The 15,434-nt window shown below is 54.9% G+C and carries 15 protein-coding genes, 1 tRNA gene, 1 other RNA gene and 1 pseudogene; 1 reads left to right on the forward strand and 17 read right to left on the reverse strand.

The window, feature by feature from the left end:
• From ACMTNU_RS16470 to ACMTNU_RS16480, 3 genes are all read right to left on the reverse strand, one after another.
• Positions 1 to 350, reverse strand: a 350-nt coding sequence (locus tag ACMTNU_RS16470; RefSeq protein ID WP_413936399.1) for a thiamine pyrophosphate-binding protein, incomplete at its 3' end; no start/stop codon positions are given.
• A gap of 234 nt (positions 351 to 584) precedes the next feature.
• Positions 585 to 1,011: RNase P RNA component class A (rnpB, locus tag ACMTNU_RS16475), an RNA gene on the reverse strand.
• A gap of 76 nt (positions 1,012 to 1,087) precedes the next feature.
• A complete protein-coding gene (locus ACMTNU_RS16480) occupies positions 1,088 to 1,954 on the reverse strand; it encodes a M48 family metalloprotease (RefSeq protein ID WP_413936400.1) in 867 nt (288 codons plus the stop codon).
• 118 nt (positions 1,955 to 2,072) lie between these two features.
• Here ACMTNU_RS16480 and rnhC point away from each other — a divergent pair, with 118 nt between their 5' ends.
• Positions 2,073 to 2,756: a ribonuclease HIII gene (gene rnhC / locus ACMTNU_RS16485; protein WP_413936401.1), complete on the forward strand. Its 684-nt coding sequence runs from the start codon at positions 2,073 to 2,075 to the stop codon at positions 2,754 to 2,756.
• Positions 2,757 to 2,782: 26 nt separating this feature from the next.
• Here the strand turns inward: rnhC and ACMTNU_RS16490 are convergent.
• From ACMTNU_RS16490 to hisG, 14 genes and pseudogenes are all read right to left on the reverse strand, one after another.
• Positions 2,783 to 2,977 (reverse strand): annotated as a pseudogene (locus tag ACMTNU_RS16490) (alpha amylase C-terminal domain-containing protein); the annotation flags it as partial.
• A gap of 665 nt (positions 2,978 to 3,642) precedes the next feature.
• Complete coding sequence (locus ACMTNU_RS16495; protein WP_413936402.1) at positions 3,643 to 4,419, reverse strand: zinc ribbon domain-containing protein; 777 nt, start codon at positions 4,417 to 4,419, stop codon at positions 3,643 to 3,645.
• Between the two features lie 53 nt (positions 4,420 to 4,472).
• Positions 4,473 to 4,549: transfer RNA gene (locus ACMTNU_RS16500), tRNA-Ile, on the reverse strand.
• A gap of 157 nt (positions 4,550 to 4,706) precedes the next feature.
• The gene (gene rpoD, locus ACMTNU_RS16505; RefSeq protein WP_413936403.1) at positions 4,707 to 6,521 is read right to left on the reverse strand and encodes an RNA polymerase sigma factor RpoD; all 1,815 of its coding nucleotides are present in this window, start codon (positions 6,519 to 6,521) and stop codon (positions 4,707 to 4,709) included.
• 2 nt (positions 6,522 to 6,523) lie between these two features.
• A complete protein-coding gene (dnaG, locus tag ACMTNU_RS16510) occupies positions 6,524 to 8,347 on the reverse strand; it encodes a DNA primase (RefSeq protein WP_413936404.1) in 1,824 nt (607 codons plus the stop codon).
• Positions 8,348 to 8,469: 122 nt separating this feature from the next.
• The gene (locus ACMTNU_RS16515) at positions 8,470 to 8,814 is read right to left on the reverse strand and encodes a histidine triad nucleotide-binding protein (protein WP_413936405.1); all 345 of its coding nucleotides are present in this window, start codon (positions 8,812 to 8,814) and stop codon (positions 8,470 to 8,472) included.
• Positions 8,815 to 8,884: 70 nt separating this feature from the next.
• A complete protein-coding gene (gene hisIE, locus ACMTNU_RS16520; RefSeq protein ID WP_413936406.1) occupies positions 8,885 to 9,553 on the reverse strand; it encodes a bifunctional phosphoribosyl-AMP cyclohydrolase/phosphoribosyl-ATP diphosphatase HisIE in 669 nt (222 codons plus the stop codon).
• A gap of 4 nt (positions 9,554 to 9,557) precedes the next feature.
• A complete protein-coding gene (gene hisF / locus ACMTNU_RS16525; RefSeq protein WP_413936407.1) occupies positions 9,558 to 10,340 on the reverse strand; it encodes an imidazole glycerol phosphate synthase subunit HisF in 783 nt (260 codons plus the stop codon).
• A 65-nt stretch (positions 10,341 to 10,405) separates the two neighbouring features.
• Positions 10,406 to 11,131 (reverse strand): 1-(5-phosphoribosyl)-5-[(5-phosphoribosylamino)methylideneamino]imidazole-4-carboxamide isomerase, encoded by a 726-nt coding sequence (gene hisA, locus ACMTNU_RS16530; RefSeq protein ID WP_413936408.1) that lies wholly within the window; start codon positions 11,129 to 11,131, stop codon positions 10,406 to 10,408.
• Position 11,132: 1 nt separating this feature from the next.
• Positions 11,133 to 11,876, reverse strand: coding sequence for a hypothetical protein (locus ACMTNU_RS16535; RefSeq protein WP_413936409.1), 744 nt, complete (start codon positions 11,874 to 11,876; stop codon positions 11,133 to 11,135).
• Positions 11,873 to 12,481 (reverse strand): imidazole glycerol phosphate synthase subunit HisH, encoded by a 609-nt coding sequence (hisH, locus tag ACMTNU_RS16540; protein WP_413936410.1) that lies wholly within the window; start codon positions 12,479 to 12,481, stop codon positions 11,873 to 11,875. Before hisH ends, ACMTNU_RS16535 begins: the two co-directional genes overlap by 4 nt.
• Before the next feature lie 360 nt (positions 12,482 to 12,841).
• Positions 12,842 to 13,450 carry an imidazoleglycerol-phosphate dehydratase HisB gene (gene hisB / locus ACMTNU_RS16545; RefSeq protein WP_413936411.1) on the reverse strand — a complete coding sequence of 203 codons (609 nt, stop codon included), beginning with the start codon at positions 13,448 to 13,450 and terminating at the stop codon, positions 12,842 to 12,844.
• Positions 13,447 to 14,730, reverse strand: a complete 1,284-nt coding sequence (hisD, locus tag ACMTNU_RS16550) for a histidinol dehydrogenase (RefSeq protein WP_413936412.1) — start codon at positions 14,728 to 14,730, stop codon at positions 13,447 to 13,449. The genes hisB and hisD overlap by 4 nt, the downstream gene beginning before the upstream one ends.
• Entirely contained in the window at positions 14,727 to 15,425 is a 699-nt protein-coding gene (hisG, locus tag ACMTNU_RS16555; RefSeq protein WP_413936413.1) for an ATP phosphoribosyltransferase, read from the reverse strand. The genes hisD and hisG overlap by 4 nt, the downstream gene beginning before the upstream one ends.
• Positions 15,426 to 15,434 lie beyond the last annotated feature (9 nt).

Raw genomic sequence — 15,434 nt, forward strand, 5'->3', positions numbered from 1 at the left:
TTGTCTGCTTCCTGAAACGCATCATTCCCGATCAAGCTCGTCGGGACCTGACCGCTAAAGCACACGACCGGGACCGAATCCATATAGGCATCGGCCAATGCCGTAATGACATTGGTCATCCCGGGACCAGAGGTGACGAGACACACGCCCGCCTTTCCCGTCGCCTTGGCATAGCCTTCTGCCATATGACCTGCACCCTGTTCATGGCGCGTCAAGATGACTTCCACGTCTTTCTGCTGATGAAGCATATCGAAAATCTTCAACACGACTCCGCCGGGAAGCGCGAACAGGGTTTTTACCCCTTCCCGCTTCAGGCATTCGATGAAGATTTCAGCACCGGTGAGTTTCATGACACTCCTCCCTCTGGCCGCATGTGTATAAGGCTCAACCTCGATCGTGAGACCTTACAACAGCACCCCTCGCGGAAGCACGCATCATCGTGCACAAATGTGTTTGAAATCAAGGGGAAAGATTTCTGATCCTAGCATTCCCACATATGAGCGTCAATATAGCCCTGTGGGCACCCAGCAACCGCACAGAACAATGTGTCGACGGTTCGGAAAAACGCTTGCTGTATAAAGTGCGTAGATGGAGGGCCTATAAGCCGGATTCTGTCCCGCAAAGAAGTCTCCCCCTTTGCATGGATGATCATTTCTCTGGGATTCGAGTTACCTCGAACCTCAAGCGACCTACCCGAAGACCTCGACCGGGCCAGTCGGCGTCCCGCAGTCCGTAAGGAGCACGGGACCTGTCTTCCTATTTGGCCTTGCACCGGGCGACGCTTACCGTGCCGGTGATGTCACCATCCCCGCGGTGGGCTCTTACCCCACCGTTTCACCCTTACCTGATCCGTAGCAACCAGATGGGATCCCGTTGCCTTGGCCATCGGCGGTTTGTTTTCTGTGGTGCTGGTGTCGGATTGCTCCGCCTGGAAGTTACCCAGCGCCCTGCCCATGGAGTCCGGACTTTCCTCTCGGTGCCGAAGCCCCGAGCAACCATCCAGCCTTCCACCCACGCCGAACTAGTATAAAGAATGGCGCAGGTCCGTCACAAGCCAACACATAACGAGCAACAAACGATACTGGCTCTACCTACCGCCAACTTCCGGGAGTGGAGTCGTCGGCATGGGCGTTCGCTTCTGGTAGATGTCCATCGCCTCAGGCATCCACTCTTTCAATTGCTCAATTCTCGTGTCATGGCTCGGGTGAGTCGACAAGAATTCACTCTGTCCCCCGCCGCCCGATGCCTGTCCCATTCGTTCCCAGAGTGCAACGGATTCGCGTGGATCATACCCGGCATCGGCCGCAAGAAGAATGCCGATATAGTCTGCTTCCGATTCATGTTTCCGACTGAAAGGCAGCAACACACCCACCTGCGCCCCGACGCCCAGCGCCCCCATCGCTGCCTGACCAAGTGCGGGATTCTTGCTCCCAATCCCAATGGCTGCCCCTAGGACCTGCATACCAACATTCGCGGCTTGCCCCTGGCTCATCCGCTCCGCACCATGGCGGGCCAGGGCATGCACCACTTCATGACCCATGACTGCTGCCAACCCGGCCTCCGTCTTCGCCATCGGGAAAATGCCGGTGTAGACCGCCATCTTTCCACCGGGGAGAGCAAAGGCATTGGCAGTCTTATCGTCTTTGATCACAGTGACTTCCCACTGAAACTGTTGCGCCATCTGGGCATACTTCGAGCGTTTGGCCGCTTCAACAATGCGAGCGGCCACCCGCTTGACCGGTTCAATCTCGCGCGGATCCTGCGAGGGTCTCATCTTGGGATCGTTCTTCACCTGATTGTAGGCCTGGGCCCCCATCTGCATTTCTTGACCAACCGACGTCATCAACAGCTGACTTCGACCAGTATAGGGATTGGTCTCACACCCCACTAAGCTGACCCCTCCTGCGATCAAACAGCAGATCGTCACGGCACGGGTAAATCGCTGAGCCCGCATGTTCATTCCTCCAGGAAATACTCCAGGCACGATCGATGCTAGATTGACCAACATGGATTCGATTGATAGATTACCGCGCCCCAGGCACGTTTTCTAGGGGGCTCACCAGGTGAGAACCGTGCACCATCCACGAAACGCCATCGAACGCATCGGCATCGACGAATCGGGGAAGGGCGACTACTTCGGCCCGCTCGTCATCGCCGCCGTGTTTGTGGATGCGACCACACAAGGGGAACTGCGGCTCATGGAGGTGCGGGATAGCAAGAAACTTTCCGATGGGCGCGTGCTCGAAATGGCCCCCGACATCAAGACGATTTGTCCACATAGCGTCATCGCCATCGGCCCGCAGAAGTACAACGAACTCTACGCCAAGATCAAAAACCTGAACCGCCTGCTCGCCTGGGGCCATGCGAAGGCGTTGGAGACTCTGCTGGAACGAGGCATCACCTGTGAGCGAGCGATCTCCGATCAGTTCGGAGATGAACGGCTGATTCTTAACGCGCTGCAGGAAAAGGGACGAAAGATCGGGCTGGAACAGCGGCCTAAAGCCGAATCCGATCTGGCCGTTGCTGCTGCGTCGATCCTGGCAAGAGCAGAGTTCCTGATCCGCCTGAAACGGCTCTCAAGTGAAGTGGGAACCACCCTCCCCAAAGGCGCCTCCCCAGCGGTCGAACTCGCCGCCAAGATGGTCATTAAGAAACATGGGCAGGACCGACTGGGATCAGTGGCCAAACTGCACTTCAAAACCACGAAGGCGGTGCTGGTAAGTGTGCTTACATCAAGCGCTTCACATTCACTGTAGATGGATTGATTAAGTATATTCCTCTGTCAATTGTCCTGCAACAAAACCAGAATAGTATGCGACCCGATGCCCACGTTGGCGTGACAGGGTGTTGCATCTCGAGGACCATTAGAAGCCGTGGTGTCGTAGCCTAAGTGGTTTCCAAAGTCTGCAGCATACCCCTGCCAGTCACTATTGAAACGCACTCGCCATTTCCCGGCTCGCGGCATTCCAATCGTATAGCTGTCATAAGACGGTTAGCAAAGTTCATGACCACACCGACCTCATCGCCAGGTTCGCCCTGGTCCCACAGGGGAAAGGCGATGATTTTGTCTAAGTTATTCACAGAAGAAACGTGGATATGCAATTCTGGTAAACCACCACCGTCCTATAACCAGATCGACCACTTGGATGAGATGGCGGAGAGAGGACCGTTCACCTGAGAGAAGCGTTCGATTCCCCCACCCAATGTTGACGGATTGAAATACCCCTCGACACCCAGGCGCCTGGTAGGACATCGATGTCCATGAACCTCTGATGACTTCCGAGCTGTTCAAGAAAACATTCTGCTAGCCACTTGGTCCAACTCCTACGGACTGGCGGATCGAAATCGCAAGTAATGGGGGTCGTCATGGGACACCTCCTTGAGCATGGAAGCAGAGCAATGAGCGCTGGTCTGCATTGCAAACTTCTCTACTCAAGGACCTGCAGCAACTTCTTTGCCAGGCGAGAAAAGCACGCGATGTGGTTGTTTTTTAGGAAGAGGAAGACAAACCTTGTGAGGATGAATCGAAGACCACGCGTATCGGACTCGATACACGTGAATCGGATTGGATCCAGCAGTCCCTTGGGATCATCCCTAATAGCTAGGCAAATAGGGAGAAGGGGAGCGGGCGGGGTAATCCTCCTAAACGGACTCCCCCACTTCCATATCCGCTTTTCTCGCTTCACTGAGGGCCGAAGCGGATTCCTTCGCCGGTTCCCCTTCCCAGTAGAGGATCCGTCTGCAATAGGGGCAAAGGTGGAGATCGTCTGATCGCCTGACCTGGGCGATGAGTTGCGGTGGGATCTGCAAGCGGCATCCGACACACATGCCATCACGGACGGCAGCCAATGGCTGATCCTTTCGGGTAGCCTTCACTTGGTTGTACCGGTCAAGGAGGCTCTTCTCCACTTTCCCCGCCGCGTCTCGATAGTCGGTTTCCAGTCGTGCTAGCTCCTTCGCCAGTTCCTTGTCCTGCGTATCCAGCCCCTGTTTTTCCTGAGCGAATACTTGCTCATGCGCCTGTTTTTTCTCCTGCAGCTCTTTGGCGGTCTTCTGGAGTTCGTCGATCTTGTCCATCGACACCAAAATCTTCTCTTCAAACTCGCCCCGTTTCTTGTTCGCCAATTCAATCTCGAACAGATGTGCCTGATACTCCTTGTTGGTCTTCAAGCTCGCCGCATGTGATTTCATCTTCTCCGTCTGCGCTTCGTGTACTTCGAGATCCTTCTCATGCGCACGTCGTTCCTTGGTAGCCGCATCGACTGCGGCTTTCGTGTCTGTCAGGGTCTGCGCGACTTCTCGAAGCGGAGTTTCAGCAACATGGAGGCGTTCCGGGATTTTTCTTCGAATGTCAGTGATCTCCATGATCCGGAGATCCAGTTTTTGTAATTCGATGAGCGGGGACAGTTTCTGATTCACCGTATCCTTTCCATCAGTGCCGAAGCACTTGAAGGCGCAAGCAATGTCTCCGCTGGTGGGCCCACTAGGACTTGAACCTAGGACCAGCTGATTATGAGTCAGCCGCTCTAACCACCTGAGCTATGGGCCCTCTTCGGAATGGCCACCACGCAGGATGAGGTCCGGTATGGGAAATAACCTCGACCGTTCTCCTCACGCCCTCTTCTCGACCCGAGCCTCAGCTTGGAGCGGATTCTAGGCCGACCTTCCGAACGGAGTCAAATCAGGCCGCCGTGCGTCCTAATCGTCTACAAACTTTCGACAAAACTCCGCAGCTTCTTACTGCGGCTCGGATGTCGCAACTTCCTCAGGGCTTTGGCTTCAATCTGTCGGATACGCTCACGTGTCACTTCGAAGTCCTGACCGACTTCTTCAAGGGTATGGTCGGTCGCTTCCCCGATCCCAAACCGTTTGCGCAAGACCTTTTCTTCTCGTGGCGTCAAGGTTTCCAACGCACTGTTGATCTGGCGTTGCAGATCGTAGCGAATGGCCGCCTCCAGCGGCGACACCGCCTTTTTGTCTTCGATGAAATCGCCCAGATGGCTGTCCTCTTCCTCACCGATCGGCGTTTCAAGCGAAATAGGCTCACGGGCAATTTTGAGGATCTTTCTGACTTTATCCAACGGCAGATCCATCCGTTCGGCGATTTCTTCCGGCAACGGTTCTCGTCCCAGTTTTTGTACGAGATGCCGAGACGTGCGGATCAGTTTATTGATCGTTTCAATCATGTGCACCGGGATCCGGATCGTACGTGCCTGATCGGCGATCGCCCGGGTGATCGCCTGCCGGATCCACCACGTGGCGTAAGTACTGAATTTGTACCCGCGCTTATATTCGAATTTGTCGACCGCCTTCATGAGTCCGATATTGCCCTCTTGAATCAAATCAAGAAATTGAAGACCACGGTTCGTATACTTCTTGGCGATACTGACGACCAGCCGCAGATTCGCCTCGACCAACTCCGCCTTTCCGCGCTTGACCTTCTCCTCCGCGACATCGAGATGCTTGACCGCATCCTTAATTTCTTCGGCAGGAACCAGCGCTTCTTCCGCCTCCAGCTGACGGACTCGCGCCTTGGCGGCTTGGTATACCTTGCGAATCTCCAGCAAGGCCTCCTCCGATACACCGGTCTTCCGCTTCACCGCCAGAAAGTCTTGACGGCTCCGGCACATCTTCCTCAGTAATTCCGCTCCGGCCTCCCCGCCGACCCCGATACGCCGTTGGCAGCTGACCGCCTCTCGTTCAGCCATTCGAATTTGGACTGCAAGTTCGCGGACTCGTTGCACCATCCGCTCTTTCAGCACCCCATGGAGGTTGACCGATTCGATCTTGTTCACCACCTGCTGACGGACAGCCTCAAACTGTTTCTTGAATTTCTTGTGCTTCGCCGGATCGTTCCCGAGATGCTTTCCCTTCTCCGCCAAGGCTTTGAGCGCAAGCGACACTTTTCGAACCGAGTTCAGCGCATCGAGCGTCTTGACTCGGAGCTCTTCATAGTCACGTTCAACCGGTTGCTGCTCTTCTTCGAAATCCTCTTCGGTCTCTTGCACAGGAACGATTTCACGGACATCGATTTTTCCATTCTTCAGCTGATCCCTGAGCGCCAACACGAACTCGATCGTCATCGGCATCCCGTAGATCACGGAGGCGATATCAAATTTCCCCTCTTCAATCCGCTTGGCGATCTCGATTTCACCTTCTCGACTCAAGAGCGCCACACTACCCATTTCCTTGAGGTAGAGCCGCACCGGATCATCAGTTCGACTCAAGGCACCCGGCGTCAAATCGATCGCCTTATCGTTGTCGTCCTCAGAGTCCGACTCCACCTCCTCGCCTTCTTCTCCCCCCTCACCATCTCCTCGTTTCGAAACCCGTTCTCCCTCCGTCGCTTCGACGATCTCGATGTCCATCTCGCCGAACATTGCCATGATGCTGCCAAACTGATCGGATGAGACCACTTCAGCCGGCAAGGTGCTGTTGAGCTCGTCATACGTCAGGAAGCCTTTTTCCTTCCCGATTGAGATCAGCTTCTTCACCTCGCCCAATAACTCTTGTTTCGACATGACTACTCCTTCACCAAAGTCACCACACCGGCGCTCAGCGTGCCGGCTTTCCGCATCCGCACTTCGTTAATCTGCACGTTTAAGCTGCCCGCTTCATCCGCTCGGCCTTCACGTTCAGCTGTTTTGAGACGCTCGATCAGATCTCGCAATGCCTGCTCCGTCCGCTTACGATCGAGATTATCCAAACAAGCCTGGGTATGGGCCGGTACATCCTCAAAATAATCTTCGCGCATCGACAGTTCCGTTGCCAGGCCACTACATTCAGGATCTTCCGCCGCCTCATCCAGCACTGCTCGGAGGATGATCCGTCCGTCAGGATCCAGATGAGTATGCGCAATTTCAACCAGCTTTCGTCCAGACGCAAGGGTAAACGACTCCGGCTTCAGGCGACGTACATCAGCAGCAGACAGTTTCCCTTGCAGCAACAGGAGCAGCAGATCCCGCTCTTCCGGCAATCCTTTAAACAGCGTAGTCAAGGAAATCCCCTGCACCGGATGTACGCGTGGAGGAGCTCCACCAGATTTCGGCTGAGCCGACAGCGCCGGGTAGCGCTCGATCAGTCTGGCTTCGCTGATCTTCAGGCGTTCAGCGACAATTCTCATCCGCTCCTGCCGTTCGATTGGATGCTCGCTCTTTTGCAAGATACGCAGCACTTCATCCACGCTTCGGATACGGCTCTCCAGCGAACCAGGATCGGCCTGATTGATCGTGTGATTCAGCGCATAGTCCAACAGGCTTGGTGCACCTACTTCCAACTGAGCGAATCCATCGACGCCAGCTTTCCGGATAAACGTATCCGGATCCTCCCCTGCCGGGAGCGTGACGACCTTGACACTCAAGCCGCTGTTGACAAAGAGATCCAATCCGCGCAATGCCGCGCGCACCCCGGCCGCATCCGGATCAAAGAGTAAGACGACTCGCTCGGCAAATCGCCGAAGAGCTTGTACATGTTCAGCCGTCAAGGCCGTCCCTAAGGTCGCCACGGTATGGGTCAGTCCTGCCTGGTGGAGCGCGATGGCATCAAAATAGCCTTCGACAATGATCACGGTCTTGGTCCGAACAATGGCTTCGCGCGCCTGCTCGAAGGCAAACAGCGTCTGCCCCTTTTTAAACAGCGGGGTATCTGGAGAATTCAGATATTTGGGCATGCCGTCACCCAGTACGCGACCGCCGAATCCCACCACACGCTTGCGCAAGTCGGTAATGGTGAACATCAGCCGCCCATGGAACTTGTCGTAGTACCCATTGCCGTTTGGTCGGGGAGTGATCAGGCCAGCCGTCACGCTGTCGCTAGCCGAAAAGCCTTTTCGCGCGAGAAACTTACAGAGCCCTTCCCAATCTGAGGAGGAGGCACCCAGCCGAAACATCTCCACGGTTGATTGCTGGATCCCCCGCCTGATGAGATACTCACGAGCTGTGGCCCCAAGCTGCGCATCGCGAAGATTCGATTGGAACCACGTCAGCGCAGCCTGGTTCACCTCTTCGATGCGATGCGCATGCCCGCGTTGTCCTCGTTCCGCAGGCGACTCCTCCACCGCAATGCCCACCTTGTCGCCAAGCTCACGCAGCACTTCAGGAAACGTCGCGCCGGTCACTTTACTCAGAAAGGCAAACACATCGCCCCCGGCCTTGCAGCCGAAACAGTAAAACATCTGTTTGGAGGAACTGACCGAAAATGACGGACTCTTTTCCTGATGAAACGGGCATAGCCCCACCAGGTTTTGACCGGCCCGCCGTAAGGAGACGTGCTGGCCCACGACATCCGCAATATCCACGCGATCTCGGATCCGATTTTTGATCTCGTCGGAAATCAGGCCTCGGCCCACGAGAGTCTCCACTCCTACGTTCCCGTCGCACACGACCTGACGAGTTGGTTACTAAGTAATCGGAATAATTGACCGGTCAGATTAACAGACGAGTGGAAACCCTGTCAATTCGTCGTTTTCGCTCAGCCTGGAGGCCAGCCCATCGGTCGCCCGCCCATGACGTGAAAGTGAAGGTGGAAGACGGTTTGCCCCCCATTCCGCCCCGTGTTGACCACAAGGCGGAACCCTGAGCCAGTCAGCCCTTTGTCGTTCGCAACCTTCCTGCAGGTCAGCAACAGCCTCGCCAGCAATGCCTGATCTGTTTCACCCAGATCTTGGACGGAATCCACATGCCGCTTGGGTATCACCAACGTATGGACAGGCGCTTGGGGATGGATGTCGTCGAAAGCCAGCGTGTCTTCGTCCTCATGAACCAACTTCGCCGGAATCTTCTTCTCCACAATCTTGCAAAATAGGCACTCGCTCATGTCGACCCCTCTGAGCAATGATTCCTCTCACCACTGATACACAGGCTGATGCACTCACCGCCCACGGCGGTTACTTCTCCGACCGTAAGCCGGATTTCCCAAATCTGCGTCCCAGTTCTTCATAAATCTCCTGTAAGGTCAGACCATGGTACCCCAAAACCATGAGGGTGTGAAAAAAGAGGTCGGCTACTTCATACACAATCTCCTCTTTTTTGCCGCCTTTCGAGGCCAACAATACTTCTCCGGCCTCCTCTGCGACCTTTTTCAGAATCTTGTCGTGGCCCCCCTCGAATAGCTTTGTCGTATAGGATCCGGCCTGTGGATTTGCACGACGTGCAAGAATCGTCCGCAATACCGATTCAAGAATACCCCCCGCTGCATCCTGGGTCTTCTCCTCAGTAACCAAACCTTGTTCGTCCAGCCGTGAAAAGAAACATGCCCGCTCGCCGGTATGACAGGTCGGTCCTATTGGTTGCGCCTTCACTAAAACAGTATCCTGATCGCAATCGACGAAAAGAGCTTTGACATGCAGTTTATGGCCGGAGGATTCGCCTTTTTCCCACAGCTTGTTTCTGGACCGACTCCAAAAGTGTACGGTTCTGGTCGCAACCGTTCTAGCTAGCGCCTCTTGATTCATGTAGCCCAGCATCAACACTGTGCCGTCGAGCCAATCCTGCACCACGGCAGGGAGCAAGCCTTGCTGATCGAATTTGAATTGGTTGATCTGTGCCTGGTTCATCGATTCATGCTACCTGAGCCGTGCTGTCCGGCATGCGGATCGAAACACCGCGCTCTTTCAAATAAGTCTTCGCTTGAGAGATCGTATAGGTCCGAAAATGAAAAATGGAGGCAGCTAAGACGGCGTCCGCTTTCCCCTTCACGAATCCGTCGTATAAATGCTCCAACGATCCCACGCCACCCGATGCGATCACAGGGATCGAAACCGCCCCAGATACCGCTGCCGTCAAACCCAAATCGTATCCAGATTGACGACCATCCTGATCCATACTGGTCAGTAAAACTTCACCCGCACCATACCGTTCCATCCGTGTCGCCCACTCAACCACATCGAGGCCGGTTGATTTTCGACCACCATGCGTGAAGATTTCCCATCGATCCGGCACAACGGATTTGGCATCGATCGCGACGACGATACACTGCGTGCCAAATCGCTGCGCGGCTTCTCGAACAAACTCAGGCCGCTGAACCGCTGCGGTATTGATGCTGACCTTATCCGCCCCCGCATTCAATAAGGCCCTGATATCCTCGATCGTCCGTACCCCGCCACCGACCGTCACCGGCATAAAAACACAGGCCGCTGTCCGCTCGACTACATCAAGAATCGTCTTGCGGTTCTCATGCGAAGCCGTAATATCCAAAAAGCAGAGCTCATCCGCTCCCTCGCGGTCATACCCCACCGCGACTTCAACCGGATCTCCCGCATCACGAAGATTCACAAAACTCACACCCTTCACCACACGTCCCTCTTTGACATCGAGACAGGGAATGATGCGTTTGGTCAACATAGGAGCCTGGCGAAACGTGAGACGTGAAAAGTGAAACGATTTAACACCTGCGCATCGTTTAGGGCCTACTCCTTACCGAGAGCCACCACGGCAGATTGATAGTCGAGCTTGCCGTCATATAGCGCTTTACCCACGATGGCACCGGTGATCTGAGGCCCTAACGAGCGCACCGCAAGAAGGTCCTCGACACGGCTGATCCCCCCTGACGCGATCACGGGAAAAGCAGAGGAGGCTACGACTTCTTTTAGCGCCGTGAGATTCGGCCCGTTCAACATTCCGTCCCGCGCAATATCCGTATAGATGACCGCCCCGATCTCCAGCCCGCGTACTTCCCTTAATAGATCGATCGCCTTCGTCTCAGATACTGCCGTCCAGCCTTTCACTGCAACCTTGCCGTCGCGCGCATCGAGGCCGAGCACGACTTGCCGTGGGAACTCCGTACACGCCTGTTCAAGAAACGCTCGATCTGTAAGCGCGGCTGTTCCCAAGACCACGCGGGACACCCCGGCCTTCAGATACCGTCGAACGGTTTCGATCGTCCGAATCCCACCACCGACTTGCACATCGACCGTCACCGCCTTCCGCACCGCGTCGATCTGCGGTAAATTCTTAGGCTCACCACCGACTGCACCATTCAAATCGACGACATGAATAAGGCCGGCTCCACACCGTTGCCAATTTCTGGCAACGGCGACGATATCCTCCGAATAAACCGTCTCAGCCGCCATGTCCCCTTGACGCAACCGCACACACCGTCCATCCTTCAAGTCGATCGCGGGAATGACTAACACCTTATCGCTCCTCTCCACTACCAAAGGGAAATTCTTTCAACACCTCATCGACCCCGTACTCCGCCAATTCAGCCGCCGTCACAAAGGACCACCGCTGCAGGAACCCCAAGAGATCCTCAGTCATCGGCCGTTGCCGTTCATAATACTCACCGGCCCAGAGCACTTGCCCATCGACCGCAATGACCTTCGCCTGGAAACCGACTATCGCCGGCGGATGAGCCCCGAGCCGACTGCCCACCCGTTCTTGATACATCGACACAAGCCCGATCAATGCTGCATCCGTTTTGAGTCGCTTCGCTACGGCAACGGCAGCCTTTTCTGACCCCAATTTTGAAAGCTCCGTATCGGCTGATGAAGCTCGTACGACATCACCAGGGGATACCACCTGAAGCCCTTTCCAATTCCGGAGATGCTTCCAGAATACCTCCGTCACCTGCTCTGCCGCGTATCCCGGTACGAGCATAGCCTTGGAAGCATGCGGTTGTCCTTCCAATGGAACTCCCATGGAGATATCAGACCGGCGAATACTCTCCGGAGCTGGAATAAAGAGGTCATCATGACCTGATGATTGGGGAGTTGTGATCGAGACAAACGGGATCAGTGCCATGGAGCGAATCTGGTATCGAGACAATTCAGGCGCTGATTTGGTCGCAACTTTTGACCCACTGCAGCCCACAACCATCCCCGTGCATCCCATCACGATGATCGCTAGCACCATGCGAAACAGCACCGGCGATTCGCTCACTTCCATCCTCCAAAATTCCGGATCAATTGCAATCCGACAGCCTGACTCTTCTCCGGATGAAACTGGCAGGCCACCACGTTGTCCTTCCAAATGCTGGAAGTAAAGGGGATGCCGTAGCTCGTTGTGGTGGCAGTGATCTGCCGATCCGCAGGATCCACGAAATAGGAATGGACGAAATAGCAGTTTGATCCATCGGCAATGTCATTAAAAACAGGGCAGTGGCTCTGGATCGCAATCTGATTCCATCCCATGTGCGGCACCTTGAGCCGCTGCTCTCTCGGAAACGCTCGCACCCTCCCCTGGAACAGATCGAGTCCTGCATGCGTGCCGAATTCCTCACTCTCTGAAAACAGTAGTTGGAATCCCAAACAAATTCCCAAAAATGGTTTTCCTGCCCGAACCGCTGTCTTGATAGGTTCGACCAATTCGTATTGCACCAGATTCGCCATGCAGTCCCCAAAGGCTCCGACACCTGGCAGCACAACATGGCTCGCGTTGTGAATCACGCTTGCATCACGAGTGATCACCGTCTGATACCCCACAGCCTCAAAGGCTTTGGATACACTCCGCAGGTTTCCCATTCCGTAGTCAATGATAGCAATCATAGCTGTTCCAGATATTCAGAAGCTGTAACAATACCGCAACTGAGATCATCCTGCTACTGAGATTCTTCCTCTCCCACGAGGCACCCTGGGATCGCTCGGATGGCGCTACTCATCCCGAGGTGAATGGTCGAGCAGGTTCTCTGCCTCCAAACTTACCCATCCCCTAAACCCAAGCCATTTCACTAGGCATCCAAGCAGTACGTACTTTTCAGCTCTAGTAGACTCAATGGGGAAGAGTAAGAAGATTTAGAGAAGGAATAGAAGACCAAGAGTCGTTAGGCTTAGGCACTGCCCAGTCTCAATTCCTACGCAGAAGGAGAAAGGCCTTTGGGACTACAGCAAGACAAAACACCCTCGCCATCACAATGTGCCCTTTGTCGAGAGAACCTTCCCGGCTAATCGCTCTTCAGGCATCGTCGCCTGATCAAGCGCTTTGGCAAGCGCCTTGAAGATGGCTTCCATGATGTGGTGGGGGTTACGGCCATACATGAGGTTCACGTGCAAATTCAGGCCTCCGTGAGTGACAAAGGCCTGAAAAAAGTCTTCGAAGAGGCCAAGATCGAACGCTTTGATCTTCCTATCCGGCAAGGCCACATTGTAGACAAGGAATGGTCGTCCACTGAGATCAACCGTCACCTGGGCCAGGGTTTCATCAAGCGGCGCGGAAGCAAACCCAAAGCGCTTGATCCCCGCCTTTTCACCAAGAGCCTGGTGCAACACCTTTCCCATGACAATCCCAACATCTTCCACCGTATGGTGTTCATCGATATCAAGATCGCCTGTTGCCTGCACCGTGAGGTCAAAGAAACCGTGCTTGGCCAGAAGCTCTAACATGTGGTCAAAGAAGCGAATGCCGGTGTCGATCTTACTCTGCCCGCTCCCATCCAGGATCCACTCGACGCGGATATCGGTTTCTTTGGTCGCCCGATGAACACTCGCCCGTCGTAGCGTTGATCCGTTTTTCTTCATGAGAACCTGCTCTGAGCCGACTTTGCATGTGCATCAAACCCTTCGATCTGAGCGAGTCGAATCAAAGGATCTTTGACTTTGGCCAATGCCTGCTTCGTATAGTGCACGATGTTGCTGACCTTCACATAGTCGTTGACGGACAGCGGGGAAAAGAACCGGGCAGTTCCGCCGGTCGGTAACACATGGTTCGGTCCGGCGATATAATCGGCCACCGACGGGGGTGTATAGCGTCCCAGAAACAACGCACCGGCATGCCGAATCTGCTCCAGATAATCAAATGGATTGTCGACGGAAAGCGTGAGGTGTTCTGGCGCGATTTCATTGGCCACCGCAATCGCCTCGCCCATCGTAGGAACGACGAAGGCCACAGCATGCTGTGCAATCGATTTTGCGGCGATCTTCGCCCGCTGAAGCCCTTTCAATTGAGCCTCGATCAATTTCGAGACATCTTTCGCCAATCGCTCCGATGTGGTCACTAGAAACACCTGCGCGTCTTCATCATGCTCCGCTTCACAGAGCAGGTCGGCGGCGACATGCGCCGGCTTCGCCTCCTCATCAGCCACGACGAGAAGCTCGCTGGGGCCAGCGACCATATCGATTCCGACGGTGCCGTAGAGCAACCGCTTGGCCGTCGCCACATAAATATTCCCCGGTCCAACGATCTTGTCGACCTTCCCGATGGTTTCTGTCCCATACGCAAGCGCGGCAACAGCCTGAACACCGCCCACGCGATAGATCTCCGTCACCCCGGCGATGTCAGCCGCAACCAGCAAGTAGGGATTGATCCCCTCTTTCTGCGGCGGGGTGACCATTACAATGCGTGAGACACCGGCCACTTTAGCAGGAATGGCACACATGAGGACGGACGACGGGTAGACAGCTTTTCCCCCTGGCACATAGACCCCGACCGCATCGACCGGTCCAATGACCTGGCCTAACGTCGCATCCCCATCCTGGTACATCCAGGTCTTCGACCGTTGCCGCTCATGAAAGGCGGTCACCCGCTCAGCGGCCAACCGCAGTGCATCCCCTTCATCTTTTCTGATATGGTAATAGGCGTTCTTGATCTCCTCTTGCGTAACCCGTACCGTGTCAGGTTTCAGTATCACTTTGTCAAATTGGGCCGTGTAGCGAAAGACCGCCTTATCTCCACCTCGCTCAACGGTTTGCAAGATGGTGCGTACGGTCTTCTCGACGGCCGCACCGGTGGTCCGTCCTCGTAGAGAAGCTTTTTTTAAGGCTGGAAGAAAGTTCCGATCAGCTTGGGTAACGATTTTCATGAACGAACCATCTTTTTCTTGCGTGTCTGGAGAGTCATTGAACGACTGTTGCCTGAAGAGGGCCGCTCACTCGGGACCACGGCACGGAGCCTCCGAATCAACGTCATCAGCGACTCCTGCTTGAGACGCAGACTCGCCCGATTGACGATAAACCGAGCGGTCGATCTGGCAATCACTTCAACTTCCACCAAATCATGGGCCTTGAGGGTGCTGCCGGTTTCAACCAAATCAACAATCCGATCGGCCAATCCTACGACCGGAGCCAGCTCAATCGAGCCATAGAGTTTGATGATCTCAACAGGAATCCCACGCGCGTTAAAATAACGTTCGGTGATCCGTGGGTATTTCGTTGCAATTCGAACCTTAGGCGACAACCGAACACCGGCCGCCTCCCCCTTGAGTGCCGCGACGGCGATTCTACACGCTCCGAATCCTAAATCCAATGGTTCGTATACATCACTTTCCTGTTCCATCAACACGTCTTTTCCAACAATTCCAGCATCTGCTCCTCCGTACTCCACGTAGGTCGGCACGTCACTCGGACGAACGATCAGAAAAGTCATATCGTGCTCCTGGCTAATGAAGATCAGCCGACGGCTCTCCGCAGAAAGCCCGGTAATCGGGTAGCCAGCTCGCCGGAAGAGGTCCAGCGCAGACTCGATAAGCTTTCCTTTTGACAGCGCAATCGTCAACATCGACCACCT

The sequence above is a fragment of the Nitrospira sp. BLG_1 genome, from assembly GCF_047338595.1.
Classification (GTDB): domain Bacteria; phylum Nitrospirota; class Nitrospiria; order Nitrospirales; family Nitrospiraceae; genus Nitrospira_D.

Coding starts and splice junctions, on each gene's coding strand:
- ACMTNU_RS16480 (WP_413936400.1), bottom strand. CDS start 1,954: ATGCGGGCTCAGCGATTTACCCGTGCCGTGACGATCTGCTGTTTGATC.
- rpoD (WP_413936403.1), bottom strand. CDS start 6,521: ATGTCGAAACAAGAGTTATTGGGCGAGGTGAAGAAGCTGATCTCAATC.
- ACMTNU_RS16515 (WP_413936405.1), bottom strand. CDS start 8,814: ATGAGCGAGTGCCTATTTTGCAAGATTGTGGAGAAGAAGATTCCGGCG.
- hisIE (WP_413936406.1), bottom strand. CDS start 9,553: ATGAACCAGGCACAGATCAACCAATTCAAATTCGATCAGCAAGGCTTG.
- hisF (WP_413936407.1), bottom strand. CDS start 10,340: ATGTTGACCAAACGCATCATTCCCTGTCTCGATGTCAAAGAGGGACGT.
- hisH (WP_413936410.1), bottom strand. CDS start 12,481: ATGATTGCTATCATTGACTACGGAATGGGAAACCTGCGGAGTGTATCC.
- hisB (WP_413936411.1), bottom strand. CDS start 13,450: ATGAAGAAAAACGGATCAACGCTACGACGGGCGAGTGTTCATCGGGCG.
- hisD (WP_413936412.1), bottom strand. CDS start 14,730: ATGAAAATCGTTACCCAAGCTGATCGGAACTTTCTTCCAGCCTTAAAA.
- hisG (WP_413936413.1), bottom strand. CDS start 15,425: ATGTTGACGATTGCGCTGTCAAAAGGAAAGCTTATCGAGTCTGCGCTG.